Origin of the sequence: Nocardioides zeae (assembly GCF_030818655.1) — a bacterium.
GTDB classification, from domain to species: domain Bacteria; phylum Actinomycetota; class Actinomycetes; order Propionibacteriales; family Nocardioidaceae; genus Nocardioides; species Nocardioides zeae_A.
In genome coordinates this window covers 3,469,102-3,491,696 of record NZ_JAUTAN010000001.1, presented here as the reverse complement: position 1 = coordinate 3,491,696, position 22,595 = coordinate 3,469,102, and the positions used below count along the sequence as shown (strand labels likewise).

Below are 22,595 nucleotides of genomic sequence, written 5' to 3'. Positions count from 1 at the left end.
AGTGAGTCCCCACGACGACGCCCCCACCACGCCGAGCGGTGGGGGAGCGCCCCTGGTCATCTCGGTGCGGTCCGCGACCGGCACCGGACAGACCCCCCTGTCGGCCTTCGACGACGCGCTGCACGCCGCGGGCGTGGGCGACCTCAACCTCATCCCCCTCTCCTCGGTCGTGCCGCCGAGCGCGGAGATCCGTCGCGGCGACCACAGCCCGTTCCCGGCCACGCACGGCGATCGCCTCTACTGCGTGCTGTCCGTGGCCCACGCCGAGCTGCGCGGGGCGTCCGCCTGGGCCGGCATCGGGTGGACCCACGGGGGCGAGAAGGGTGGCTACTTCGTCGAGCACCACGGCGGCAGCTCGGAGTCGGTGCAGGAGCTGATCCGGCTGACGCTGACCGACATGGCCGAGCGGCGCGGGATCCCGGTGGGGGAGATCCACCAGGAGATCGTGGGCGTGCACTGCGACGACCTGCCGGTCTGCGCGGTCGTCGTCGCGGCGTACGAGGCCAGGGGCTGGGGCGCCGCGTGGTGAGCGGCGCGGAACGGGTCGCCGTGCGGGTCGAGCGACGGTCCGCGCTGGGCGCCTCCCCGGAGGAGGTGGCGCGGCTCTACGGCCTCTACGAGGCGGCGTTCGGTCCGCTGCGGGTGCTGGCGGCGGCGCGCCACGTGCTCACCCACGAGGAGTTCGCCGAGGAGATGGCGGACGAGCGCGTCGACAAGTACGTCGCGATCGACCCCGACGGGGCCATCGTGGGCATCTCGACGTTCACCAACCAGCTCGACGCGATCGTCTGGATCAGCCCGGAGTACTACGCCGCGCGCTTCCCCGAGGAGTCCGCGCGCTCCGCGGTCTACTACCTCGGCTTCACGCTGGTCGACCCGCGCTTCCACCGGCACCGCGCCTTCGAGTCCATGGTCGAGACGATCGTCGAGCGCCTCCGGGCCGAGCAGGCGGTCTGCGTCTGGGACATGTGCTCCTTCAACCGCGACCAGCTCCAGCTGGAGGCCGGTATCGTGGCGATACTCGACCGGTCCGGAGGCGCGACGATGAGCACGCTCGACACGCAGACGTACGTCGCGGCGGACTTCCAGGGTCGATGACCTCCCCCCTCGCGCTCGTCGTGGACGACGACGACGACATCCGGCTCCTCGTCGAGCTGGCGCTGACGTCGTTCGCCGGCTGGCGGGTCGTGACGGCGACCGACGGGCGCGAGGCGGTCGCAGCGGCGCGGGAGCACCGGCCGTCCGTCGTGCTGATGGACGTGATGATGCCGGAGATGGACGGCCTGGCTGCAGCGGCGACCCTGCTGGGGGACCCGGCGACCGCCGACATCCCCATCGTGCTGGTGACGGCGAAGCTGACGGTGCCCGGCGAGCCGGAGCCCTGGGCGGACCTCGCCGTGGCGGGCGTCATCGCCAAGCCGTTCGACCCGGTCGGCCTCGCCGACCAGGTGCGGGTGCTCGTCGGCTGGTAGCCGAGAGCTGTCGGCGGCACGGCCTACGGTCGTCGCATGCCTCTCCACCACACGATCGACTACGTCGAGCTGTCCGTCGGCGACCTCGGTGCCTCGACGAGCTTCTACGCCGACGCGTTCGGCTGGCGCACGACGAGCTACGGGCCGGGCTACACGGGCTTCCACGACGATCCCGGCAGCGACCACGAGGGCGGCGGCCTCGCGCTGGACGACGAGCGTCCGGGTCGCCCGCTCGTGCTGCTCTACTCGGCCGACCTCGACGCCACCCTGGCCGCGGTGGAGGCGGCGGGCGGAACGGTGACGCAGGGCCCGTACTCCTTCCCCGGTGGCCGCCGGTTCCACTTCACCGACCCCACCGGCAACGAGCTGGGGGTGTGGTCCGAGCGCTGACGGACGTCAGGGCCGCCGGCCGAGGAACCCGACGAGCCGGGCGGCGTACGACGCGGTCGGCGCCGGCGGCACCGGGGAGCCGAACCGGTGGGGCCGGTCCTGCGGCGTGACGACGGCGCCGGCGACCGGGAGCAGCGCCCGCGCGAGGTCCTCGGGCGGCAGGGGGCGCCGGGCGTCGACGGTGGCGGCGACGTCCCAGCCGTGCACGGTGATCTCGAGGGCCGCCGTGGCGACGAGCGTGCCTGCCGCCAGGTGCGCCGACCCCGTGCGCACGGCGGGAAGCGTCGGTCGTGACCACGAGCCCAGCAACGCGCAGGCCTTCGCCTGCAGCACGGTCACGAGCGGCACCGGGTGCTCGGGCAGCCGTGGCGGCGGCAGGGGCACGACGAAGCCGGCGGCGGCCTCGCTGAACGCGTCGAGGCCGTCCTCCATGTGGGCGAGCAGCTGCTCGAGCGTCCACCCGGCGCACGGCGTCGGGAGCGCGAGGTGGTGCGGCTCGACGGTCGCGAGCCGGCCGCCGGTCCACGCCAGCGCACGCTCCAGCAGGGCGACCTCGACCGGGACGGCCAGGTCGCCGACGGTCACGGCGTGCCCGCGGTCACCGGGTCGGCACCCGGGACGTGGTCGGCCGGCAGCCGGGGCGGGAGCCCGAACGTCGCGAACAGCCGGGTGTCGAAGAAGGCGCTGACGTGGCGCACGCGGTCCCCGTCGAGGTCGAGCACCTGCAGGTGGAAGGGCTCGAAGTGGCCGGCGGGGGTGCGCATGTAGAGACCGAAGGCCGGCGCGCCGTTGGCGTCCGTGCGCACCATCGGCATGTCGTAGCCGCCGCCCGGGCACTTCGTGCCGATGAGCTCGGCGATGACGTCCGCGCCGACGTACCAGCCGGTGAAGGGCGGCATCTCCCAGCTCGCCTCGGTGGTCAGGAGCTCGACGATCGCGGTGAGGTCCTTGCGCCAGAAGGCGTCGACGTAGCGGTCGAGGAGCCGCTGCTGGGCGGGGTTGAGGTCCTCCGCCACGGTCTCGTCGGTGAGGCCCTGCTGCTGCAGCTGGGCGTGCGCGCGCTGGAGGGCCGAGTTCACCGCGGCGACCGACGTGTCGAGCGCGGCGGCGGTCTCCTTCGCGGTCCAGCGGAGCACGTCGCGGAGGATCAGCACCGCGCGCTGACGGGCCGGCAGGTGCTGGAGCGCCGCGACGAACGCGAGGCGGATCGAGTCCCGCTCAGCGACGACGACCGCCGCGTCGGGCACGGGCTCCAGCCACGGGACCTCGGCGTCGGGGGCGAGCTCGCCGACGGTCGCCTCCGGCGTGCCGAGGGCGCTCGGCAGCGGTCGCCGGGGCTTGCTCTCGAGGTTGGTGAGGCAGACGTTCGTGGCGATGCGGTAGAGCCAGGTGCGCACCGAGCTGCGGCCCTCGAAGCTGCGCGACGCCTTCCAGGCGCGGAGGAAGGTCTCCTGCACGAGGTCCTCCGCCTCGTGGGTCGACCCGCTCATCCGGTAGCAGTGCGCGAGGAGCTCGCGGCGGTAGCGCGCGGTCAGGGCGTCGAAGTCGTCGAGCTCCGTGGTCAGGTCGGTGGTCACCGGGCGCTCCTGGGGGGTGGGACAGGGACGGACGACCATCATGACCCCACCGGGGCCCGGAACTCATCGGTCCGGGGCCGATGAGTGGGCGCCGGTCGCCCGGTCGGAGCACGTGACCGGCCCACGAGGGGCCGCACCACGAGGGGATCCCCACCATGACCACCACGCAGCCCACCCCGCAGCAGGCAAACGAGCGGATGCTCTTCGTCAACCTCCCGGTCGCCGACCCGGCCGCCACCCGCGCGTTCTGGAGCGAGCTCGGCTTCACCGTCAACGAGGCGTTCAGCGACGACCGGGCCGTGTCGGTGCAGCTCAACGCGCTGACGTCCGTGATGTTCCTCGAGCACGCCTACTTCCACTCGTTCCACGGCACCACCGCGCCCGCGAGCGGCACCGGGGCGCTCTACTGCCTCTCCGCGGGCAGCGCCGACGACGTCCGGGCCCTCGTCGAGCGGGCGCTGGCGCTCGGGGGCTCGCCGGCGGGCGAGCCGCAGGACGACGGCCCGATGTTCGGGTGGTCGTTCCGTGACCCGGAGGGCCAGATCTGGGAGGTCATGTGGATGGACCCGGCGGCGCTGGGCTGAGTCGAGCCGAGCCGCCGTCGGTGGGGCGAGGCACACTGGGCCCGTGAAGCTCTGGAAGGTGCTCGGCCTCGCCGGTCTCGCCGGCGTCACCGCGACCGGCGTCGTCATCGCCCGTGACCAGCGCGCCCGCGCGCAGCTGACGCCCGACGAGGTGCGTGCCCGGTTGCACGAGCGTCTCGAATCCGTCGTCGCCGCAGACCCGTCCGACTAGCGACCGGCTCCGAACGACCACACAGCGAGCTCCGTGCGGTCGTCCTGGGGTACGACGTCGATCTCGCCGGCGTCCCGCAGCCGCCAGGCATCCCCCTCCCTGAGCCCTGGCGCTGCGGGAACGTCGAGCGCGCCACGCGCGACGTACAGGTGGAGCAGGGGCGCGTCGGGCAGCCGCAGGGGTACGCCGCGGCGCGGCCGCGCGACCCACAACGTGGCCCCGCGGGTGCCGACCGGTGGCGCGTCGGGGCCGCCTGCGACGGGCACGAGCCCGGCGGCGAGGTCCGCGGGATCGACGGTGGCGCGCGTGGTGCGCGGCCGGTCGCCACGCGCGTCGGGGCGCACCCAGGCCTGGAGGAAGCGTGTCGGGCCGGCGTCGGGGTCGACGAGCTCGCTGTGCCGGATGCCGCTGCCGGCGCTGGTGACCTGGACGGTCCCGGCTCCCAGCGTCGCGCTGCCGCCCGCCGGGTCGCCCGTGTCGGTGTGGGTGAGGGCACCGTCGAGCACCCAGGTCACGATCTCGACGTCGGTGTGCGGGTGGTCGGGGTAGCCGCCACCGGGTGCCACGCGGTCGTCGTTGTGGACGACCAGCGGGCCGAACCCGAGGTTGGCCGGGTCGTAGTGGGCGCCGAACGAGAACGCGTGGGTGGTCGTGCGGTCGTCGGTGACGGTGCGGAAGGCGTCGGCGCCGCGTCGTACCTCGGCAGGCATGGGGCCACCGTAGGGGTTGGCGGGGGCAGGTAGTCGCCTTAGCATATGCGCATGCGTGCAGATAGAGGCGTCGTCGCGGGTCCCGCCGACGACGAGGTGGACCTGGCCGTCGAGATCTTCCGGCTGCTCGCCGACGCCACCCGCGTGCGGCTGCTGTCGGCGCTGCGCGACGGCGAGCTGAGCGTCAACGACCTGGCCGAGCGGGTCGCCAAGCCGCAGGCCGCGGTCTCGCAGCACCTCGCGAAGCTGCGGATGGGGCGGATGGTGACGACGCGGCGGCAGGGCAACCAGGTGTTCTACCGCCTCGCGAACGACCACGTGCGCACCCTCGTCGTCGACGCGCTGCACCACGCCGAGCACGCCGCCGGCGGGGTCCCCGCGCACCACGCGGAGGGCGCGCGGTGAGCGCGGGCCACGGCCACGGTCACGGCCACGGTCACGGCCACGGTCACGGTCACGGTCACGGGCCGGCGCGTCCCGGGTGGCGCGCCCGCCTCGCCCACGCCGTGCGGCCGCACAGCCACGACCCGGCCGACTCCCTCGACGCGGCGCTGGAGGCGAGCGCCGTCGGGATCCGCACGCTGAAGATCAGCCTGGCCGTGCTGCTGGCGACGGCGCTGGCGCAGGCGGTCGTCGTCGCGTTCACGGGGTCGGTCGCGCTGCTGGCCGACACCGTCCACAACTTCTCCGACGCGCTCACGGCGGTGCCGCTGTGGATCGCGTTCCTCCTCGGGCGCCGGGCGCCGACGCGGCGCTTCACCTACGGGTTCGGGCGTGCCGAGGACCTCGCCGGTCTCTTCGTCGTCGCGATGATCGCGCTCTCCGCGGTGGTCGCCGGCTGGCAGAGCATCGACCGGCTGCTGCACCCGCGGACCGTCGAGGCGCCGGTGGCCGTCGCGGTCGCGGGCCTCATCGGGTTCGTGGGGAACGAGGCGGTGGCGGCCTACCGGATCCGCACCGGACGGCGCATCGGCTCGGCCGCGCTCGTCGCGGACGGCCACCACGCGCGCACCGACGGGTTCACGTCGCTGGCGGTGCTCGTCGGCGCCGTCGGCGTGATGCTCGGCGTGCCGGCCGCCGACCCCGTGGTCGGCCTCGTCATCACGGCGATGATCCTCGTCGTGCTCGTGGGCGCCGCCCGTGACGTGCTCGGCCGGCTCCTCGACGCCGTCGACCCGGCGCTGACCGACGCGGCCCTGCGGTCGCTGAGGGCGGTGGAGGGGGTACGGGGCGTGGAGGACCTCCGGCTGCGCTGGACCGGGCACCGGCTCCGCGCCGAGGTGGCGGTGCTCGCCGACCCCGGCCTCGACCTGGCGGCGGCGCACGACCTCGCCCACGAGGCGCAGCACGCCCTGCTCCACGGGGTGCCGAAGCTCGTCGCGGCGACGGTGCACGTGGGGCCGTGGGTGGAGGGCGTCGCCGCGCGCGACCCGCACGCGGGCGTCGCGCACCACCCGACCCCCGCGGTGCTGCCGGGGCTGACCGGGGCGTGACGCCCCGCCTCAGCCCTCCCGCACGCGGTCCTGCGCCCAGAGGGCGAGGGGGGCGAGGAGGGCGGCGGCGTCGTGGCCGGCGTCGGTGAGCGAGTACTCGACGTGCGGGGGCACGACGGGCCGGGCCGCCCGCAGCACGAGGCCGTCGGCCTCGAGGGTCTGCAGCGTCTGGATCAGCATCTTCTCGCTGACGCCGGGGATGGCTCGCTTGAGCTCGCTCCACCGCAGGGTGCGGCCGTCGAGCTGCAGCAGCACCAGCAGTCCCCACTTGCTCGTCACGTGCTCGACGAGGAGGCGCATGTGGGGGCAGCCGGTGTCGAGGGCGGAGAGGTGGGGGATCGTCGGCGGCATGGGCCTACCTTACCTGGGGGTGGGTACCCCACTTCAAAGTCGGTACCCCCGTGCGGGAAGGGTTGCTGACCCGTCCTCGTTGAGCCCCTCGAACAGCACCGCACGGCGCGGTGCGCGAACAGAGGAGGAACGACATGACGATCGTGGTGACGGCGGCGAGCGGACAGCTCGGACGACTGGTGGTGGAGAAGCTGCTCGAGCGCGGTGTCGCGCCGGGCGACGTCCTGGCCACGGCCCGTGACACGGCGAAGCTCCAGGTGCTGGCGGACCGCGGCGTACGCACCGCCCGTCTCGACTACGACGACGTCGACGCGTCGGTGCTCTCGGCGGGTGACGTGCTGCTGCTCGTCTCCTCGAGCGCGGTCGGCCAGCGGGCGCGGCAGCACGGCAACGTCGTCGAGGCCGCGAAGGCCGCCGGCGTGGCGCGGATCGTCTACACGTCGGTGACCAACGTGGACAGCCCGACGCTGGTCGTCGCGCCGGAGCACAAGGTCACCGAGGAGCTCATCGAGGCCAGCGGCCTGCCGTGGACGTTCCTGCGCAACGGCTGGTACACCGAGAACTACCTCCCCGCCTTCGGCCAGGCGGCCGAGCGCGGCCAGGTCGCCGCGGCGGCGGGCGACGGCCGGGTCTCCAGCGTCGAGCGGGCCGAGCTCGCCGAGGCGGCCGCGGTGGTGCTCTCCTCCGAGGGCCACGACGGTGCGGCCTACGAGCTGGTCGGCCAGGAGGCGTGGACCCACGCCGAGCTCGCGGCCGTCTTCGCGGACGTGCTCGGTCGCGAGGTCGCGTACGCCGCGCTCCCCGCCGACACCTACCGCGAGGTGCTCCTCGGAGCGGGGCTCGACGAGGGCACCGCCGGCTTCCTCGTGGCCGCCGACCAGAACATCCTCGACGGCGAGCTCGCTCGCACCGGCGACGACCTCGCCACCCTGCTGGGGCGCGCGCCGCGCACGATCGCGCAGACGGTCCCCACCTGGGCCTGACCTGGGCCTGACCTGGGCCTGACCCACCGATGAGTCAGGACTGTCACCGCGGTCTGTGATCCTGACGCGCACGTGTGGTGCGCGCCCAGGGGAAGGACCGCGATGGCAGAGATGATCCGAGCAGAGGGCCTGGAGAAGAGGTACGGCGAGGTCCGAGCCCTCGCGGGGCTCGACCTCGCCGTGCCCGAGGGCACGGTGCTGGGCCTCCTCGGCCCCAACGGGGCGGGGAAGACGACGGCGGTGCGCATCCTCGCGACGCTGCTGAAGCCGGACGGGGGCCGGGCCGAGGTCGCGGGTGTCGACGTGGTGGGCGACCCCGACGGGGTGCGGCGCCGGATCGGTCTCTCGGGGCAGTACGCCGCGGTCGACGAGCACCTGACCGGCTTCGAGAACCTGGAGATGGTGGGCCGGCTCTACGGGCTGGGCCGCGCCCGGGCGCGTGAGCGCGCGCGGGAGCTGCTCGAGCGCTTCTCCCTCGCCGACGCCGGCGACCGGCCCTCGAAGACCTACTCCGGGGGCATGCGCCGCCGCCTCGACCTGGCCGGGGCGCTCGTCGCGTCCCCGCCGGTGCTCATCCTGGACGAGCCGACGACGGGCCTCGACCCGCGCAGCCGCCTCGAGATGTGGGACGTCATCCGCGAGCTGGTGGGATCGGGCTCGACGCTGCTGCTGACGACGCAGTACCTGGAGGAGGCCGACCGCCTCGCCGACGACATCGTCGTCATCGACCACGGCCGCGCGATCGCCCGCGGCACCGCCGACGACCTCAAGGCCCAGGTGGGCGGGGAGCGCATCGAGGCCGTGCTGCGCGAGCGCGGCGACGCCGAGCGCGCCCGCGCCATCCTGGCCGACGTCGCGATGGCCGGGGCCGAGGTGCAGACCGACGACACCGGGCGCACGCTCACGGCGGCCGTCGACGACGGTGTGCCCGCGCTCCGGCGCGTGCTCGACGCCTTCGAAGGCTCCTCCATCGCGCTGCTCGACGTCGGGCTCCGCCGGCCGACCCTCGACGACGTCTTCCTGTCGCTCACCGGTGCGGTGGCCGACGAGTCCGCGACTGCGTCCGGCGCGGCCGGCACCACCGAGAAGGAGGCCGGCCGATGAGCTCCCTCGCCCGCACCGCCAGCGACGGCTGGGTCGTCACCAAGCGCAACCTCATCAAGATCAAGCGGGTGCCCGAGGTGCTCGTCTTCGTGCTCGTCAGCCCGATCATGTTCATCCTGCTGTTCGCCTTCGTCTTCGAGGGCGCGATCGGCGCGGAGGGCGGGGTCGGCTACCGCGAGTTCCTCATCGGTGGCATCTTCGCCCAGACCGTCGTGTTCGGCGCGACGTTCACGGGCGCCGGCCTGGCCGAGGACATGCAGAAGGGCATCATCGACCGCTTCCGGTCGCTGCCGATGTCGCCGTCGGCGGTGCTCATCGGGCGCACGACCTCCGACGTGGTCTACAACGTGCTCTCGTTGATCATCATGGCGCTCACCGGCCTGCTCATCGGGTGGCGCATCCGCGAGGGCGCCGTCGACGCGGTCCTCGGGTTCGCGCTGCTGCTCCTGTTCGCCTATGCGATCAGCTGGGTGATGGCCTACATCGGTCTGCTGGTGCCGAGCGTCGAGGTCATCAACAACGCGTCGTTCATCGTCATCATGCCGCTGACCTTCGTGTCCAACGCGTTCGTCCCGCTCGAGAGCTTCAGCGGGGTGCTCCGCACCCTCGTCGAGTGGAACCCCGTCTCGACGCTCACCCAGGCGTGCCGCGAGCTGTTCGGCAACTACGACCCGTCGGTGCCCGTCGGCGACGCCTGGTCGATGCAGCACCCGGCGCTCTACACGCTGATCTGGGTCGGCCTCATCCTGGTGGTGTTCGTGCCGCTGAGCGTGCGGCAGTACCGGCTCTCGGCGGCGCGCTGACGCTCTGCCCTCTGCGCTCGCTCCGCTCGCGGGTGCTCGGCGGCCGCGGGACGTCATGCGATCCGGTGGTCGGGGGCCGCCACTTCGCATGACGTCCCGGGGGATGGGGCGGGGGCGCGCTAGACGTCCTCCACCGGACGGCGGCGGAGCTCGATGCTGATCTGGTCGGCGTCGAGCACCGCCATCACGTCGCGCACGGCCGACGACGCGAAGGCCCCCTCGCGGGCGAGGTCGAGGAGCACACCGCGCTGGGCATCGATGACGTCGGCGCGGTCGACGGGGCCGGCGCCGTCGGCCTCGGCGTCCCGCTGGAGGCGCTCGGCGGTCGCGCGGAGCACCTCGACGAGCTGCCGGCGGTCCCGGTCCAGCGCGGCCTGGTCGACGCCGGCGGGTCGCACGCGCCGCACGACCCAGCCGATCGTCGCGCCCTGCCCCACGAGGGAGCCCGCGGCCACGAGGAACCCGAGGAACACGAGCAGCGACCGGTCGGGCGCGTCGGCGGGCAGGGTCTGGGCGGCGGCGAGCGTGACCGCGCCCCGCAGGCCCGCCCACACCACGACGGCGCCCTCGCGGGGGCCGAGCGGCTCGGCGATGAGGTAGTCGATGTCGGCGAGCCGGCGCCGTACGCGCACCCCGATGCGCTCGATGCGCTCCGGCTCGAGGCGCAGGCGCTCGACCCGGGACGCCCCGCGCCGTCCCCGGGCGTGCTTCTCCGCCCGCGCGGTGAGGGCGGCGGCGAACCGGTCGGGGTCCTCCGCCAGCTCCCGCATCCGGTCGACGCGGTCGCGCACGGCCGCCCCGCGCCGCGCGCGCCGGGACAGGGCCAGCAGGAGCGGGGCGACGAAGGCGGCCCGCACGAGCAGCACGATCGCCAGGGCGGCGGCCGCGATCGCCACGGTGCGGCCGAGGTGGTGGTCGTCCTCGTCGAGGTCGACGAGCAGCCCGAAGAGCTCGAGCCCCATGACGAGGAAGATCGCGCCTTCGAGGAGCACCTCCACGGTGCGCCACACCTCGGCGTCCGACAACCGGTGCTGGGGGCTCAGCACGCGGGGCGCGCCCGTCCCGGTGACGAGGCCGGCGACCACCGCCGCGACCAGCCCGGACGCCCCGAGGTGCTCGGCGGGGAGGGCGGCGGTGAAGGGTACGGCGAGGGACAGCGCCGTGTTGACCGGAGCCTGCAGCGTGCGGGCCCGCAGCCACAGGTTGACCCGGCCCACGACGACGCCGATGGCGGCCGCGACGACGACGGCGACGGCGAAGTCGCGGGCGATCCCGCCCACGCTCCAGCCGGTGGCGGCTGCGGCGACCGACGCGCGCAGCAGCACGAGCGCGGTGGCGTCGTTGAGCAGCCCCTCGCCCTCGAGGATCGCGACCACGCGCGGGCTGATCCCGAACCGCTTGACGATGGACGTCGCGACGGCGTCGGTCGGGCTCATGATGGCGCCGAGCGCGACCCCCCAGGCGAAGCTGAGCCCGGGCACGACGAGCGTGAAGAACCAGCCCAGCACGAGGGCGCTCGCCAGCACCAGCACGACCGACAGCCCGCTGATGGCGCGCAGCTCGCGCCGGAACTCGATGGCCGGCATCGACACGGCCGCCGAGTAGAGCAGCGGCGGCAGCACGCCCGCGAGGATCCACTCCGGCTCGACCTCGACGGCCGGCACGAAGGGCAGCAGCCCGACGACGCCCCCCACCGCCAGCAGCAGGAGCGGCGCCGCCACGCCGAGCCGGTTGCTGACCATGGAGACGAGGGCGATCGCCACGACCGCGAGCACGACGAGCGTCAGGGTCTGCTGCTCCATGGGCCGATTGTCCGCCCACCCACGCGTGTAACGCGGTGTCCGGGCGACTTCTGCGGTGGTCGACCACTTCCACAGACGCCCGGACACCGCGTTACACCGGGGAGGGGCCGCCGTGGCACCATCCCCGACGGGCCCTCCGGGGAGCTTCGACGGGACGGGTGGACGTGGACGCGCTGTGGGTGCTGGTCGCCGGCTTCGCCGGTGGCGTGCTGACGTCGACGGTCGGCGTCGCCTCCCTGCTGACCTTCCCGGTGCTGGTCGCCGTGGGCCTGCCGCCGGTCACCGCCAACGTCAGCAACACGATCGGTCTGGTCCCCGCCGGCCTCGGCGCGGCGGCCGGGTTCCGTGACGAGCTCCGCGCCCACCCGCGGCTCGCGGCGCAGCTCCTCTGCCTCACCGCCGTGGCAGGCATCGGTGGCGCCGCGCTGCTCGTCCTCCTGCCCGCGGGTGTGTTCGAGGCGATCGTGCCGTGGCTGATCCTCGGCACCTGCGTCCTCGTGGCCCTGCAGCCCCGCATCGCCGCGTGGCTGCGCCACCGCCGCGGCGAGGACGGCGAGGCCCGGATCCGGCTCACCCCGCTCGTGGTGGGCTGCGTGCTCCTGGTGGGGGTGTACGGCGGCTACTTCGGCGCCGGCGCCGGCGTCATGATGCTCGCCGTGCTGGCCCTCTCGTTCGACATCGAGCTCCACGTCGCGGGTGCCCTCCGCACGCTGACGGTGATGGCCGCCAACATCACGGCCGGCGTCGTGTTCGCCCTGACGGCCGACGTCGACTGGGGCGTCGTCGGACTGCTGGCGGTCGGTTCCGTCCTGGGGGGCTACGTCGGCGCCCGCATCGCCAAGCGTCTCCCCGCCACGTGTCTCCGCGTCGCGATCGTCGTGGCCGGCACGGGGTCCGCCGTCGCGATGCTGCTCTGATCCCGACCAACGACGCCCCGACCAACGACGCCCCGACCAACGACCCCCCGGCCCCGACCATCGGCTGATCCGCGGCGTACCCCCGCCTGCCTAGCGTCGGCCGCGTGGACCCCGTCACCCTCGCCGCACTGGCCGGCCTCGCGCTGGTCGACAGCACGAGCCTCGGCACGCTCGTGCTGCCGCTCCTCCTCCTGCTGGCGCCGCGGGTCGACGTGCGCCGGTACGCCGCGTACCTCGCCGTCGTCGGTGGCTTCTACGCCGCCGTCGGTGTGACGCTCGTGCTCGGCGCAGGCGCGCTCCGCGACCTCGTGCTCGACCTGGGCGACCTGACCTGGCTGCGCTGGGCACAGCTCGTCGTCGGCGTCGTGCTGCTGGCGGCGGGTGCCGTGGGCGACAAGGTGCTGGCGTGGTGGCGGCGACGCCCGGGGCACGCGCCCGAGCAGCCCGCCGACCGGGCGGGCACCTGGGCGGAGCGGCTGGTGGGCGCCGACGCGTCGTACCGGGTCGTGGTCGGTGTCGCCCTCGCCGCGGTGCTCGTCGAGGTGGCGAGCATGCTGCCGTTCCTCGCCGCCATCGGGCTCATCACCGCGGCGGACCTCCCGGTGGTGGGCACCGTCGGCGTCGTGGCGGCCTACGCCCTGGTGATGGTGGCGCCGGCCCTCCTGCTCCTCGCGGTGCGGCTCGCGCTCCGGGACCGCGTCGAGGCGCCGCTCGCGCGTCTCGCCGCCTGGCTGCGTCGGGTCACGGACGGCGCGGTCTACTGGGTGCTCGCCATCGTCGGCCTCCTGCTGGCGGCCGACGCGGCGAGCGCCCTCGGCACCGGCTGACCGCGGACGACGAGGGCGCCGCCGGAAATCCGGTCCCCGTTCCCGGCTGTCTGGCAGGCTTCACCCGTGCGCGGAGCAGGCAAGCGGATCGCCCTCGAGATCGTCGGATGGACCCTGGTGGTCGGCGGCATCGCAGCCCTGGTGCTGCCCGGCCCTGGTCTGCTCATGCTGTTCGGCGGCCTGGCGGTGCTCTCGCAGCAGTACGAGTGGGCCGAGCGGCGCCTCGCCCCCATCGAGCGCGCGGCGATGCGCACCGCCGCGGAGGGCGTCGAGACGTGGTTCCGCGTCGCGATGTCGACGCTCGGTGCACTGTGCCTGACCGCCCTGGGCGTGCTCTGGATCGTGCGTCCGCCGGCGCCCGGCTGGTGGCCGGTCCGCGACTCGTGGTGGCTCCTCGGCGGTGTCGGCACCGGCATCACGTTCATCGCGTCGTCGGCGATCGCCCTGGGGCTGATCGTCTACAGCCTGCGTCGCTTCGGTCGCCCGGGCCAGAAGATCGACCCGGGCCCGACGCCCGCCCAGCCCTGAGTCGGGGCCCCAGCGGGCCGTTTTCCGTAGCGCTGAGGCCACGACACCTCAGGCGCTGACGGACTCCTGCGCCCGCACGTTGTCGGCGGCCACCGCCGCGGCCTGCTCGAGCGCTGCGGCCGCGGTGCGCAGGGACGCGACGTACGCCCCGTCCCACTCCTGCACGAAGCGCTCCCGGTCGGCGCCCTGCCACGCGGCCTGCTGCAGGCGCGAGGTGAGGGTCGCCTCGAGGGTGCGGAGCCGGTCGGCGACGGCCGTCATCCGGGTGCCGAGCGCGGTGACCTGCTCGGTGTTCATGCCGTGGAAGCTGCTCATCGCGCGTCTCCGCTCTCGGGGATGCTCTCGGGGGTGGGGACGGCGTCCGCCGCCAGGGCCCGTACGTCGCGGCGCACCTGCTCGACGTCGACGGGGGCGATCCGGACCCGCCCGCTGCCGGCCGCGGTGCGCGCCACCCAGCACCCGCGCGGGCCGGTGAACAGGCCGAGGAGCTCGCCGGGCCCGTCGGCGCCGACGCCCGACCCGGCCCGCAGCACCGTGACGTCCGCGCGCAGGTGGGCCGTGCCCAGCTGCGCCAGGAGGGCCGGGGGCGTGACGGCGACCGCCGCCGGGCCCGAGACGTCGCCCGCCGGGACGGAGAGCGTGACCGGGTCCCCCGTCGTACCGCTCGCCGCCTCCGGGTGCAGCACCGCACCGACGAGGAGCGCGCCGAGGTCCGCCGCACGGGCGAGGGAGAACCGGTGCTGGCCGTCGGTGCCGACCTGCTCGACGAGCACGAACTCCGCGACGACGTGGGCGTAGAGGAAGTCCTGCACCGCGGCGCCGGTGCGGGCCACCGCGACGACGGTGCCGGCGGCCCGGCGCAGGGTCAGCACGGAGAGCACGTCCTGCCGCACGAGCAGGTCGAGCTCGACGCGGTCGCCCTGCAGCTCGGGCGCGCCGTCGCCGCCGGGTGGGGAGACGATGCCGCGGGCCAGCAGCCCGCGCAGGGCCGTCGCGAGCGCCTGGTCGCGGACCGCGCCGGTGAGGTCGGCCAGGTAGGGCGTCACCGCCGGCCCCTCCGCGTGGCCGAGCACCGCCAGCTCCTCGTCGGTGAGGGTGACGACCGGCCTCGCGAGGTCGGCGGGGGCGCCGCGCTCCGCGGTGACGGCGGCGCTCACGGCGCTCACGAGCCCACCGCCGCCGGGCGACCGAGCCCGAGGAAGCCACGGGCCCAGTCGCGGGCCGCGTCGAGCGCCCGGGAGGCCTGGTCGGAGGCCCAGGTGGCGACGCCGTCGGCGGCGCGGGTGACGAACTGGCCGATCGCGGCGCGGTTGTCGTAGACGTAGTTGCCGGCGCTCCACACGCCGTAGGCCGCGACCCCGATCGCCGCCGCCGTCGCGATGGGCGCCGCGAGCGCCGTGCCTCCGACGAGGAGGGTGACGGCACCGACCGCGCCGACGCCGCCGACGATGCGGCCGACGGTGTCGCGCCAGCCGTCGTACCCGGTGCCGGCCACCGCCTGCCACGCGCCCTGGAGCGCGGTGAGGGGCAGCGAGAGGCGCGACAGCATGCCCATGATCCCGGTCGTGCGCGTGGCGAGGAGCGCCTCGATCGCGTCGCGCACCTTCTCGAAGCGGGTCAGCGCACCGAACCCGGTCGCCGGGTGGCGCAGCGCGTCGAAGAACCCGCGCAGCTGCAGCAGGCCCTTCCCGGCGCCCCAGATCTTCGTGAGCGCGGTGGCGGTCGCGATGCCGCCGGGCACGAGGGAGAGCCAGCCGTAGCCCTGCGGGGCCGTCGAGTCGGCGCTGCTGACGCCCTCCTGCTCGTCGGCGTTGCGCCGGACGATGCGCCCGGCCGTGTCGAGCGCCGCGGCGACGTCGGTGATGCTGCTCCGCGCGAGGGTGCCCCACTCGTCCTTGCAGCGGGTGGCGTCCGGGCCCTGCCAGCTCTCCGCCGCAGCGATCGCGCCGGAGAGCTCCGACGACAGGTCCCGCAGCTCACCGGCCCCCGCCTCGAGCTCGACCGCGAGCGCGCGGAGCTCCTCGACGTCGGCCCCGACGAACGTCCCCATCGCCCGCACCTCCTCCTCGGCCGGCGACGGACCCCACGGCCGCCGCGCGATCCTGAACCTAGGCGCGGCGCCGGGGCGGCGTCATCCGGAGGTTTCCGGCTCGACCGCGACGTACCGGACGCCCATGGCGACCACCTCGTCCAGCAGCTCCTCCCGCGTCAGCGGCGGGTCGGGGTCGAGCACGAACCGCACCGTCAGGAACTCCATCGTCAGCACGGCGACCCACGCCATGCGGGCGGCGCGGGGGCGGTCGGGGGCGGGGAGGCGGACGGCGAGGTACGCCGCGAGCACGTCCCGCACGCGGCGCTCGAGCAGCTCCCGGCTCGCGAGGTTGCGCGCCCCGGGCAGGTCCTCCCACACGAGCCGCAGCAGCGCCACGTCGGCGGAGAGCGCGGTCAGCAGGGCGTCGGCGGCGGAGCGGACCATGGCGGGACCGGTCGCGTCGAGGCGGTCGAGGAGCACGCGGGTCACGTCCTCGCTCACCTGCTCGATCCAGCGCTGGGTGAGGACGTCGACGAGGGCGGCCTTGTCGGGGAAGTACTGGTAGAGCGAGCCGGGGCTCACGTCGGCGCGGGCGGCGACCCGGTTGGTGGAGAACGCGTCGTAGCCGTCCTCGGTGAGCACGACGCGAGCGGCCGCGACGATCCGCTCGACCATCGCCCGCGAGCGCTGCTGGCGCGGCTGTCTCCGCAGGCCAGGGACGGGTCGCTGCGTCGAGGCGGTCCGGCGCGCGGCGTCCATACGCGAATTGTAGGCGAGTGATCGCTCGCGTCAGGCTGACGTGCATGAGCGCCTCCCTCCAGCCCGAGCTCACCGCCCCCGTCCCGCCGCCCTCCCGCTTCCGCGCCGCCGAGGCCCGCAGCCGCCGGCTCGGCCGCACCTTGCGGGTCGTCGCCCGCGTGCGCGAGGTCGACGAGGACCTGATGGCCCGGATCGGCGCCGCCCTCGGTGAGCAGGACGAGGTCGGTGCCCGGCTCGCCGCCGCGCTGCGTCTCCCCGCGGGCGACCCGCGGCGCGTCACCCACCGCCAGCTGCGGGTGGCCCTCGCGGACGGGATCCGCGCCGTACCGGACGCGCCGGAGGCGCTGCGCGCGTTCCTCGCGCACGTGGAGGCCACCCCGTCGTGGGTCGACCCCGTGCTGGTCGAGGAGGGGGCGCGCGTCTACCGGCGGTTCGGGCAGAACGCCGCCGACGTGCTCCTGCAGCTGTCGCTGATCGGCGGCTACCGCTTCGGCGGGCCGCCCGACCTGCTCGTCGCCACCGGCGGCCTCGTCGGCGGCTCGACCCGGCGTCGGCTCGCCGAGACGCAGACGTGGACCGCCGCGCTCTCGCAGCCGGGCGCGCTCCAGCGCGACGCCGACGGTCGCTGGGGCGAGGGCTGGCGGCTCACCGTGCACGTGCGCGCCATGCACGCGCTGGTCAACGCCGGGTTCACGGAGCACTGGGACGTCGAGCGCTGGGGCCTGCCCATCAACCAGGCGGACCAGGCCGGCACGCTCGGCCTCTTCGACGGCGTCGTGCTCCTCGGGGCCCGGGCGCTCGGCGTACCGGTGACGCCGGCGGAGTCGCGCGCGGTGATGCACCTGTGGAAGTACGTCGGGTGGCTCCTCGGCGTCGACGAGCAGTGGCTGGTCGACGACGAGCGGGAGCGGCACCGGATCAACTACCACGTGCTGCTCGCCCAGGGCGACGTCACGCCCGCCGGCGCGCGGCTCTCGCAGGACATCGTCGCGATGCTGCGCACGCTGCCGCACGGCCGGTGGAAGGCGGAGCGGACGCTGAGCATGCTCTCGCTGTTCCTCGGGCGGGAGTCGATGCGCGACCTCGGGCTGCCGTGGCGCCCGCCGTGGGCGCACGCCTGCGTGCTGGGGCTGAACACGTGGCGCTACCGGATCGACCGGCGGCTCCCCGGTGGCGAGGCCCGGCTCGACCGGTGGGGCGAGGACGTCGTCGCGCGGGTGATGGCGGACTACTTCGGCGACGACGAGCCCGCCGTCGGCGCGCTGCCCGGGTGAGGGGGCCGGGTGAGGGGGCGCCGCTCAGGCCCCCGGCTCGTCCCCGGAGGCGACGTTGAACATCCAGGCGATGCCGAAGGGGTCCGTGACCTGGCCGAAGAGGGCGCCCCACATCTGCTTCTCCAGCGGTACGTCGACGGTCCCGGCCGCGCTGAACGCGTCGTACCAGCCGCGCAGCGTCGCCTCGTCCTCCGCGTCGCCGTTGAGGGCGATCGCGACGTCCGTCCCGTGGACGACCTCGTTGTCGGGGCCGCCGTCGGACGCCATGAGGCGGAGGCCGCCGTCCGTGTGGAGGAACGCGTGCATGACGCCGTCGGCCGCCGGACCCTCCATGCCCATGTCGCCGAAGGTCATCACGTCGAGCGTGCCGCCGAGGATCGACTGGTAGAGCTCCATCGCCGCGCGGGTCTCGCCGTCGAAGATCAGGTAGGTGTTCATGTGGGTCGTCACGGTGCGCTCCGGGGTCGCGAGCGGCCGCCGGTCGGCCGCGTCGGGGGAGCAGACCACGGCGGTGGCCCGGAGTCATCGGTCGTGAGCACGGCTTTCGCGGAACCTGTCGGTCCCGTGTGGCACCGTGCCGCCATGGCCCGCCGTCCCGACGTCCCGCCCACGCTGCTGGCGCGCCTGCGCCCGGTGCTCGCGGCGTTCCCCGAGTGCGTCGAGGAGGACGCGTGGACGGGCGTGCGGTGGCGCGTCGCGGGGCGCACGGTCGCGCACGTCTTCGGCGGGGAGGACCAGCTGTTCCGCGTCACGTTCCGCGCCGAGCCCGACGAGGTGATGGCGTTCCGCCACCTGGGGGAGCCCTACTTCGTGGTCGGCGGCAACGCCGTGGGCCTCGTGCTCGACGACGCGACCGACCTGCAGGAGCTGGCCGAGCTGCTCACCGACTCCTACTGCCTGCAGGCGCCCGAGCGTCTGGTCGACCAGGTGCAGCGGCCGGGGACCTGCTGACGGGACGCCTGCCCCGCAGCGTGGTGTCGGACACGTCACCCCTCCACCACGGGCACGGCAGCGAGCGCGAGGCCGGCCACACCCCACAATGTGCAGGCTGCCTGCGCGTGGTCCGGCGAAACGAGGTCGGAACCGCATCGCCGGCTCGCGCGTCGAAGCGTCGCCGGGACTGAACCGCCCCGGCTTCCACGAACCGGAGGACCTCATGGCAACCACCCCCCGCCCCACCCGTCTCGTCGTCCGCCTCGCCGTCGCGGCCGTCACCGCGGCGCTCGCCGCAGGCACGCTCACGGCCTGCGGCAGCGACTCGAACGACCCCGACCGCGCGACGGTCCCCACGCTGAAGAGCGAGGCGTCGGAGGTGTGTCCCGGGGGGACGCGGGGCGACGACGGCCTCGTCACCTGCAGCGACCTGTTCGCTGACGGAGCCCCCGTCCGGCTGCCGGCCGATCCCGGGGACGACGCCCGCTTCGGCGCGATCGTGCGGGGAGGTGGCGGGCTGTGGACCCGCGAGGGAGTCGTGCCGCTCTCGGAGGCGGCGACCGCCCAGGTGACCGCCGAGAACGCCGACTCGGACTCAGCAGTCGTCGCCGACGGCATGCCCTACGCCTCGCAGATCTACGGCGCGCGGATCGAGGACGGGAAGGTCGTCGAGCTGCGGCCCGTCGTGCGCGTCGCGGAGGACGCCATCGTCGCGCGCACGTTCGCCGGGGCCGTGCTCGAGGGAACGATCAGCGGGTTCCGTGACGGCGGGTACGACGCGTCCATCGAGCTCCCGGTGCGCATCGAGGTCGCGGACCGGGCCGCGGACGGCAGCCTCGATGCCACGATCGTCAATGCGGACGAGGCCGTGCGGTCCAGCACCGGGACGTGCCTGCCGGCGCTGTCCGCCGACGCCGCGACGAACCCGCTGCGGGACTCCTTCTCCGCTGCGATCGGGCTGGAGCGCTACCCCTCGATGCACGCCGACTTCGACGACGAGATGCTGCTGACCTGGAACGACGACACGAGCGACATGGGGGCCGAGTTCTACCCGAGCATGGCCACCATCATGGGCGGGGACCCGTTGGCGGAGCAGTGGGACCTCGTCGTGCACGGCACGCCGACCGCGGGACCGGCCCTCCTCCTGTCCCGGGTCGAGGGGGGCGGCGGCGCCTGCTCCTGAGCCCGGCGGACCGGCTCAGCCCACGCCCTCCGGCACGACCCGCCGCGACGCGACGAGCGCGGGCGACAGGGCGGGGTTGACGCTGCTGGCGGTCTCCGTGGTGAGCGCGGCGGCGGCGGCGCCGGACCGCACGGCGTCGACGAGCGGCACGCCGCGCACCAGGTCGGCGAGCGTGGCGCCGACGAGCGCGTCGCCGACGCCGTTGGTGTCGACCACGGAGGCCGGCACCACGGGGGTGCGGACGAGCACGTCGGGCTGGCCCACGACCTGGCCGGCGGGACCCAGGGTCAGCACGACGGCGCGCACCCCGGTGGCGAGGAGGGCGTGCACCACGGCGTCCGGGTCCACGGTGCCGTCGGGACCCGCCGGGAGGGCGCGGCCGCGGTCGGCGAGCAGCGCCCGGGCCTCCTCGACGTTGGTGAACAGCACGTCGATGGCGCCCAGGTCGGCGGGCAGCCGGGGAGCCTTCGACGTCGCGACGGTGTCGACGGCGAGGCGGAAGCCGCGGGTGCGCCGCGCGGTCGCCAGCCGCGTCTGCGTGGAGCTCGGGAGGGTGGCGTCGGCGAACACCCACGCGCCCGGGTCGACCCGCGAGAGCGGCTCGGCGACGCGGTCGGGGGTGATCTCGTCGAAGGCGCGCAGGTCGCTCGCGCCCACGACCAGCTCGCCGTCCGGGCCGCGCACGGCGGCGGACGTCGCGGTGGTCTGTCCCGCCAGCGGCCGCACCGCCCAGCGGTCCACCCCGAGGCGGTCGAGGTCGTCGAGGAGGGCGCGGCCGGGGACGTCGTCGCCGACGACCGACACGAGGGCCGCGCGGGTGCCGAGCCGGCTGAGGTTCTCGGCGACGTTGCGTGCGACCCCGCCGAAGGACGTCGCGCCCGTGGCGGCGTTCGACGAGCCGAGGACGACGGGTCCACCGATGCGGTAGGACCGGTCGACCACGGCGCCGCCGATGCAGGTCACGTGGGGCGAGGTGGTCACGTCGAGGACGGTACGACGCGACGGGGCCCCATAGCACGCCCAGAGCGTCAGGAGTGCCATGCGTCACACGCGCCGGTGCCGCGCGCGCACCGTCGGGGGCACCGGCTCACCCGTCCGTGCCACGATGGGCGGCATGCTGCGTTTCGTCGGTACGGGGGCGAGCCACGTGGGGCTCGTGCGGGACCACAACGAGGACGCCGCCTACTCCTCGCCGTACCTCGCGCTCGTCGCGGACGGCGTCGGCGGGGCGGCGGCCGGCGAGGTGGCGTCGGCGACGGCGGCCTACGTCGTGGCCGCGACCACGCGTGCCCACCCCGACGACGACCCCGTGCTCGTGCTCGGTGACGCGATCCGTCGGGCCGTCGTCGACCTGCACCGGGGGGTGGCGCTCGACCCCGAGCGCCGGGGGATGGCCACCACGCTCACCGCCCTGGCCACCGACGGGCACCGCGTCGTGCTCGCCCACATCGGCGACTCGCGGGCCTACCTGCTGCGCGACGGACAGCTGTCGCGCGTCTCCCACGACCACACGCTCGTGCAGGCCCTCCTCGACTCGGGCGACATCACGGCCGAGTCGGTGCGCCACCACCCGATGCGCAACGTCGTGATGCGGTCGCTGCACGCGGGCTCCGGCGACGAGGCCGACCTGCAGCCCGACATCCACGTGCTCGACGCGCGGCCGGGCGACCGCTTCCTCGTGTGCAGCGACGGCCTCACCGACATGGTCGAGGACCGCGCCGTCGCCCACATCGTCAGCACCCGGGACGCGGAGACCGCCACCCGCGACCTCGTGCAGGCGGCGCTCGACGGCGGCGGCCGGGACAACGTCACCGTGCTCGTCGTCGACCTGCTCGACGACCCCCGGACCGTGCGTCTCTCCGGCGACGGTCAGCTCCTCGGCGCCCTGCGCGACCCGCGCAACGTCGTCGACCCGGGCACGCTGCAGCACCCCTGAGGTGGGGCGGCGCGGCCGCCGACCAGATCGTGGACCCCCCTTGCGGGTGAGGCGCGTCGTGCGCCAAGGTGCGCTTACTCAGGTAAGCCTTACCTAACTCACAGGCTGCGGTCATCGGGTCCGCACACCTGGGTCGCGGCAACCGCCGCCATCCCACGGAGGTCCACCATGCGTCCCTCTCCGCGTCCCACTCCCTCGCCGCGCGCCCACGTCCGCCGCGGCGCCCTGCTCGCCGGCGCCGCCGGCCTCGCCGTCGGCGCCGCCCTCCTGGCCGCGCCCGCGCAGGCCGCCACCGTCGTCGCGACCACGCCGACGACGGGCCTGGCCACCTCGGACACGGTCACCGTCACGGTCACGTTCGACCCGGCCACCGAGGCGCGCTACTCCATCGCGCAGTGCGACAAGAACGACGTCCCGCTCGGCCGCTCGTGCAAGGCGGCCGGCGCCGTCAGCACCACCGTCCCCGCGTCGGGCACCGTCACCCGGACGCTCGCGGTCGAGCAGCTCTTCACGAACACGAGCTTCGTGCCGGGCCTCTCGCCCAGCTCGCCCGACACCGACTGCGGGTCGATCGGTCCCGACGACTGCGTCCTCGTCGTGCAGACCTACACCGCGGCGTACGTGCCCGTCAGCACGACCTACGTCGACCTCGCGTTCTGATCCCGCCGACGGGTGCCCGACGCCACCGGTGTCGGGCGCCCGTCCGTCGGGCCCGCCCCCAGCACA

30 protein-coding genes are annotated in these 22,595 nt (G+C 74.8%); 19 read left to right on the top strand and 11 right to left on the bottom strand.

Annotated features, from left to right (window positions below):
• Nucleotide 1 precedes the first annotated feature (1 nt).
• From QE405_RS16570 to QE405_RS16555, 4 genes are read left to right on the top strand one after another with little or no spacing between them, the layout of a single operon-like run.
• On the top strand, nucleotides 2-529 hold the full coding sequence (locus QE405_RS16570; protein WP_307202747.1) for a pyruvoyl-dependent arginine decarboxylase: 528 nt from the start codon (nucleotides 2-4) through the stop codon (nucleotides 527-529).
• Entirely contained in the window at nucleotides 526-1,098 is a 573-nt protein-coding gene (locus QE405_RS16565) for a hypothetical protein (RefSeq protein ID WP_307202745.1), read from the top strand. The genes QE405_RS16570 and QE405_RS16565 overlap by 4 nt, the downstream gene beginning before the upstream one ends.
• Nucleotides 1,095-1,472, top strand: a complete 378-nt coding sequence (locus tag QE405_RS16560) for a response regulator (protein WP_307202743.1) — start codon at nucleotides 1,095-1,097, stop codon at nucleotides 1,470-1,472. The genes QE405_RS16565 and QE405_RS16560 overlap by 4 nt, the downstream gene beginning before the upstream one ends.
• 36 nt (nucleotides 1,473-1,508) lie before the next feature.
• Entirely contained in the window at nucleotides 1,509-1,862 is a 354-nt protein-coding gene (locus QE405_RS16555) for a VOC family protein (RefSeq protein ID WP_307202740.1), read from the top strand.
• A 6-nt stretch (nucleotides 1,863-1,868) separates the two neighbouring features.
• On the opposite strand, the gene QE405_RS16550 is transcribed toward QE405_RS16555, so the two are convergent.
• Nucleotides 1,869-2,447 carry a TIGR03086 family metal-binding protein gene (locus QE405_RS16550; RefSeq protein ID WP_307202738.1) on the bottom strand — a complete coding sequence of 193 codons (579 nt, stop codon included), beginning with the start codon at nucleotides 2,445-2,447 and terminating at the stop codon, nucleotides 1,869-1,871.
• Entirely contained in the window at nucleotides 2,444-3,439 is a 996-nt protein-coding gene (locus tag QE405_RS16545; RefSeq protein WP_307202737.1) for a sigma-70 family RNA polymerase sigma factor, read from the bottom strand. Before QE405_RS16545 ends, QE405_RS16550 begins: the two co-directional genes overlap by 4 nt.
• Nucleotides 3,440-3,594: 155 nt before the next feature.
• Here QE405_RS16545 and QE405_RS16540 point away from each other — a divergent pair, with 155 nt between their 5' ends.
• A complete protein-coding gene (locus QE405_RS16540; protein ID WP_307202735.1) occupies nucleotides 3,595-4,023 on the top strand; it encodes a VOC family protein in 429 nt (142 codons plus the stop codon).
• A gap of 43 nt (nucleotides 4,024-4,066) precedes the next feature.
• Nucleotides 4,067-4,234: a hypothetical protein gene (locus tag QE405_RS16535; RefSeq protein WP_307202733.1), complete on the top strand. Its 168-nt coding sequence runs from the start codon at nucleotides 4,067-4,069 to the stop codon at nucleotides 4,232-4,234.
• On the opposite strand, the gene QE405_RS16530 is transcribed toward QE405_RS16535, so the two are convergent.
• Complete coding sequence (locus QE405_RS16530) at nucleotides 4,231-4,944, bottom strand: pirin family protein (RefSeq protein ID WP_307202732.1); 714 nt, start codon at nucleotides 4,942-4,944, stop codon at nucleotides 4,231-4,233. The genes QE405_RS16535 and QE405_RS16530 overlap by 4 nt on opposite strands.
• Before the next feature lie 51 nt (nucleotides 4,945-4,995).
• On the opposite strand from QE405_RS16530, the gene QE405_RS16525 reads away from it, so the two are divergent.
• Nucleotides 4,996-5,349: an ArsR/SmtB family transcription factor gene (locus QE405_RS16525; RefSeq protein WP_307202729.1), complete on the top strand. Its 354-nt coding sequence runs from the start codon at nucleotides 4,996-4,998 to the stop codon at nucleotides 5,347-5,349.
• Entirely contained in the window at nucleotides 5,346-6,437 is a 1,092-nt protein-coding gene (locus QE405_RS16520) for a cation diffusion facilitator family transporter (RefSeq protein ID WP_307202728.1), read from the top strand. Before QE405_RS16525 ends, QE405_RS16520 begins: the two co-directional genes overlap by 4 nt.
• 9 nt (nucleotides 6,438-6,446) lie before the next feature.
• Here the strand turns inward: QE405_RS16520 and QE405_RS16515 are convergent, their stop codons facing one another.
• Complete coding sequence (locus QE405_RS16515; protein ID WP_307202726.1) at nucleotides 6,447-6,788, bottom strand: winged helix-turn-helix transcriptional regulator; 342 nt, start codon at nucleotides 6,786-6,788, stop codon at nucleotides 6,447-6,449.
• 134 nt (nucleotides 6,789-6,922) lie between these two features.
• On the opposite strand from QE405_RS16515, the gene QE405_RS16510 reads away from it, so the two are divergent.
• The 3 genes from QE405_RS16510 to QE405_RS16500 all read left to right on the top strand — a co-directional run bounded on the left by QE405_RS16510 (nucleotide 6,923) and on the right by QE405_RS16500 (nucleotide 9,678).
• Nucleotides 6,923-7,771: an SDR family oxidoreductase gene (locus QE405_RS16510; RefSeq protein ID WP_307202724.1), complete on the top strand. Its 849-nt coding sequence runs from the start codon at nucleotides 6,923-6,925 to the stop codon at nucleotides 7,769-7,771.
• Nucleotides 7,772-7,873: 102 nt separating this feature from the next.
• Nucleotides 7,874-8,875, top strand: a complete 1,002-nt coding sequence (locus QE405_RS16505; protein WP_307202722.1) for an ATP-binding cassette domain-containing protein — start codon at nucleotides 7,874-7,876, stop codon at nucleotides 8,873-8,875.
• Nucleotides 8,872-9,678: an ABC transporter permease gene (locus QE405_RS16500; protein ID WP_307202720.1), complete on the top strand. Its 807-nt coding sequence runs from the start codon at nucleotides 8,872-8,874 to the stop codon at nucleotides 9,676-9,678. The genes QE405_RS16505 and QE405_RS16500 overlap by 4 nt, the downstream gene beginning before the upstream one ends.
• Before the next feature lie 119 nt (nucleotides 9,679-9,797).
• Here the strand turns inward: QE405_RS16500 and QE405_RS16495 are convergent, their stop codons facing one another.
• Nucleotides 9,798-11,480, bottom strand: coding sequence for a cation:proton antiporter (locus tag QE405_RS16495; protein ID WP_307202718.1), 1,683 nt, complete (start codon nucleotides 11,478-11,480; stop codon nucleotides 9,798-9,800).
• A 164-nt stretch (nucleotides 11,481-11,644) separates the two neighbouring features.
• On the opposite strand from QE405_RS16495, the gene QE405_RS16490 reads away from it, so the two are divergent.
• From QE405_RS16490 to QE405_RS16480, 3 genes are all read left to right on the top strand, one after another.
• Nucleotides 11,645-12,397: a sulfite exporter TauE/SafE family protein gene (locus tag QE405_RS16490; RefSeq protein ID WP_307202716.1), complete on the top strand. Its 753-nt coding sequence runs from the start codon at nucleotides 11,645-11,647 to the stop codon at nucleotides 12,395-12,397.
• A 104-nt stretch (nucleotides 12,398-12,501) separates the two neighbouring features.
• Nucleotides 12,502-13,224 (top strand): GAP family protein, encoded by a 723-nt coding sequence (locus tag QE405_RS16485; RefSeq protein ID WP_307202714.1) that lies wholly within the window; start codon nucleotides 12,502-12,504, stop codon nucleotides 13,222-13,224.
• A gap of 66 nt (nucleotides 13,225-13,290) precedes the next feature.
• Nucleotides 13,291-13,752, top strand: a complete 462-nt coding sequence (locus tag QE405_RS16480; protein ID WP_307202712.1) for a PGPGW domain-containing protein — start codon at nucleotides 13,291-13,293, stop codon at nucleotides 13,750-13,752.
• Nucleotides 13,753-13,800: 48 nt separating this feature from the next.
• Here the strand turns inward: QE405_RS16480 and QE405_RS16475 are convergent, their stop codons facing one another.
• The 4 genes from QE405_RS16475 to QE405_RS16460 form a co-directional block, all read right to left on the bottom strand.
• Entirely contained in the window at nucleotides 13,801-14,067 is a 267-nt protein-coding gene (locus QE405_RS16475; RefSeq protein ID WP_307202710.1) for a hypothetical protein, read from the bottom strand.
• Nucleotides 14,064-14,918, bottom strand: a complete 855-nt coding sequence (locus tag QE405_RS16470) for a hypothetical protein (RefSeq protein WP_307202708.1) — start codon at nucleotides 14,916-14,918, stop codon at nucleotides 14,064-14,066. The genes QE405_RS16475 and QE405_RS16470 overlap by 4 nt, the downstream gene beginning before the upstream one ends.
• Complete coding sequence (locus QE405_RS16465; protein ID WP_307202706.1) at nucleotides 14,915-15,802, bottom strand: hypothetical protein; 888 nt, start codon at nucleotides 15,800-15,802, stop codon at nucleotides 14,915-14,917. The genes QE405_RS16470 and QE405_RS16465 overlap by 4 nt, the downstream gene beginning before the upstream one ends.
• Before the next feature lie 81 nt (nucleotides 15,803-15,883).
• Nucleotides 15,884-16,543 (bottom strand): TetR/AcrR family transcriptional regulator, encoded by a 660-nt coding sequence (locus QE405_RS16460; RefSeq protein ID WP_307202703.1) that lies wholly within the window; start codon nucleotides 16,541-16,543, stop codon nucleotides 15,884-15,886.
• 44 nt (nucleotides 16,544-16,587) lie between these two features.
• Here QE405_RS16460 and QE405_RS16455 point away from each other — a divergent pair, with 44 nt between their 5' ends.
• Nucleotides 16,588-17,817, top strand: coding sequence for an oxygenase MpaB family protein (locus tag QE405_RS16455; protein WP_307202701.1), 1,230 nt, complete (start codon nucleotides 16,588-16,590; stop codon nucleotides 17,815-17,817).
• 24 nt (nucleotides 17,818-17,841) lie between these two features.
• Here QE405_RS16455 and QE405_RS16450 read toward each other — a convergent pair whose 3' ends face one another.
• Complete coding sequence (locus QE405_RS16450) at nucleotides 17,842-18,324, bottom strand: VOC family protein (RefSeq protein ID WP_307202699.1); 483 nt, start codon at nucleotides 18,322-18,324, stop codon at nucleotides 17,842-17,844.
• A gap of 75 nt (nucleotides 18,325-18,399) precedes the next feature.
• Here QE405_RS16450 and QE405_RS16445 point away from each other — a divergent pair, with 75 nt between their 5' ends.
• Both QE405_RS16445 and QE405_RS16440 read left to right on the top strand, forming a co-directional pair.
• Nucleotides 18,400-18,768 (top strand): MmcQ/YjbR family DNA-binding protein, encoded by a 369-nt coding sequence (locus QE405_RS16445; RefSeq protein WP_307202697.1) that lies wholly within the window; start codon nucleotides 18,400-18,402, stop codon nucleotides 18,766-18,768.
• Between the two features lie 205 nt (nucleotides 18,769-18,973).
• A complete protein-coding gene (locus tag QE405_RS16440) occupies nucleotides 18,974-19,933 on the top strand; it encodes a hypothetical protein (RefSeq protein ID WP_307202694.1) in 960 nt (319 codons plus the stop codon).
• 15 nt (nucleotides 19,934-19,948) lie between these two features.
• On the opposite strand, the gene QE405_RS16435 is transcribed toward QE405_RS16440, so the two are convergent.
• A complete protein-coding gene (locus QE405_RS16435; RefSeq protein WP_307202693.1) occupies nucleotides 19,949-20,914 on the bottom strand; it encodes a PfkB family carbohydrate kinase in 966 nt (321 codons plus the stop codon).
• Between the two features lie 133 nt (nucleotides 20,915-21,047).
• Between QE405_RS16435 and QE405_RS16430 the strand changes: the two genes are divergently transcribed.
• Both QE405_RS16430 and QE405_RS16425 read left to right on the top strand, forming a co-directional pair.
• On the top strand, nucleotides 21,048-21,869 hold the full coding sequence (locus QE405_RS16430; RefSeq protein WP_307202691.1) for a PP2C family protein-serine/threonine phosphatase: 822 nt from the start codon (nucleotides 21,048-21,050) through the stop codon (nucleotides 21,867-21,869).
• Nucleotides 21,870-22,037: 168 nt separating this feature from the next.
• Nucleotides 22,038-22,529: a neocarzinostatin apoprotein domain-containing protein gene (locus QE405_RS16425; RefSeq protein WP_307202689.1), complete on the top strand. Its 492-nt coding sequence runs from the start codon at nucleotides 22,038-22,040 to the stop codon at nucleotides 22,527-22,529.
• Nucleotides 22,530-22,595: the final 66 nt, after the last annotated feature.

Coding starts and splice junctions, on each gene's coding strand:
- QE405_RS16525 (WP_307202729.1), top strand. CDS start 4,996: ATGCGTGCAGATAGAGGCGTCGTCGCGGGTCCCGCCGACGACGAGGTG.
- QE405_RS16560 (WP_307202743.1), top strand. CDS start 1,095: ATGACCTCCCCCCTCGCGCTCGTCGTGGACGACGACGACGACATCCGG.
- QE405_RS16510 (WP_307202724.1), top strand. CDS start 6,923: ATGACGATCGTGGTGACGGCGGCGAGCGGACAGCTCGGACGACTGGTG.
- QE405_RS16505 (WP_307202722.1), top strand. CDS start 7,874: ATGGCAGAGATGATCCGAGCAGAGGGCCTGGAGAAGAGGTACGGCGAG.
- QE405_RS16445 (WP_307202697.1), top strand. CDS start 18,400: ATGGCCCGCCGTCCCGACGTCCCGCCCACGCTGCTGGCGCGCCTGCGC.
- QE405_RS16455 (WP_307202701.1), top strand. CDS start 16,588: ATGAGCGCCTCCCTCCAGCCCGAGCTCACCGCCCCCGTCCCGCCGCCC.
- QE405_RS16440 (WP_307202694.1), top strand. CDS start 18,974: ATGGCAACCACCCCCCGCCCCACCCGTCTCGTCGTCCGCCTCGCCGTC.
- QE405_RS16500 (WP_307202720.1), top strand. CDS start 8,872: ATGAGCTCCCTCGCCCGCACCGCCAGCGACGGCTGGGTCGTCACCAAG.
- QE405_RS16460 (WP_307202703.1), bottom strand. CDS start 16,543: ATGGACGCCGCGCGCCGGACCGCCTCGACGCAGCGACCCGTCCCTGGC.
- QE405_RS16465 (WP_307202706.1), bottom strand. CDS start 15,802: ATGGGGACGTTCGTCGGGGCCGACGTCGAGGAGCTCCGCGCGCTCGCG.
- QE405_RS16475 (WP_307202710.1), bottom strand. CDS start 14,067: ATGAGCAGCTTCCACGGCATGAACACCGAGCAGGTCACCGCGCTCGGC.
- QE405_RS16555 (WP_307202740.1), top strand. CDS start 1,509: ATGCCTCTCCACCACACGATCGACTACGTCGAGCTGTCCGTCGGCGAC.
- QE405_RS16430 (WP_307202691.1), top strand. CDS start 21,048: ATGCTGCGTTTCGTCGGTACGGGGGCGAGCCACGTGGGGCTCGTGCGG.
- QE405_RS16515 (WP_307202726.1), bottom strand. CDS start 6,788: ATGCCGCCGACGATCCCCCACCTCTCCGCCCTCGACACCGGCTGCCCC.
- QE405_RS16495 (WP_307202718.1), bottom strand. CDS start 11,480: ATGGAGCAGCAGACCCTGACGCTCGTCGTGCTCGCGGTCGTGGCGATC.
- QE405_RS16425 (WP_307202689.1), top strand. CDS start 22,038: ATGCGTCCCTCTCCGCGTCCCACTCCCTCGCCGCGCGCCCACGTCCGC.
- QE405_RS16530 (WP_307202732.1), bottom strand. CDS start 4,944: ATGCCTGCCGAGGTACGACGCGGCGCCGACGCCTTCCGCACCGTCACC.
- QE405_RS16540 (WP_307202735.1), top strand. CDS start 3,595: ATGACCACCACGCAGCCCACCCCGCAGCAGGCAAACGAGCGGATGCTC.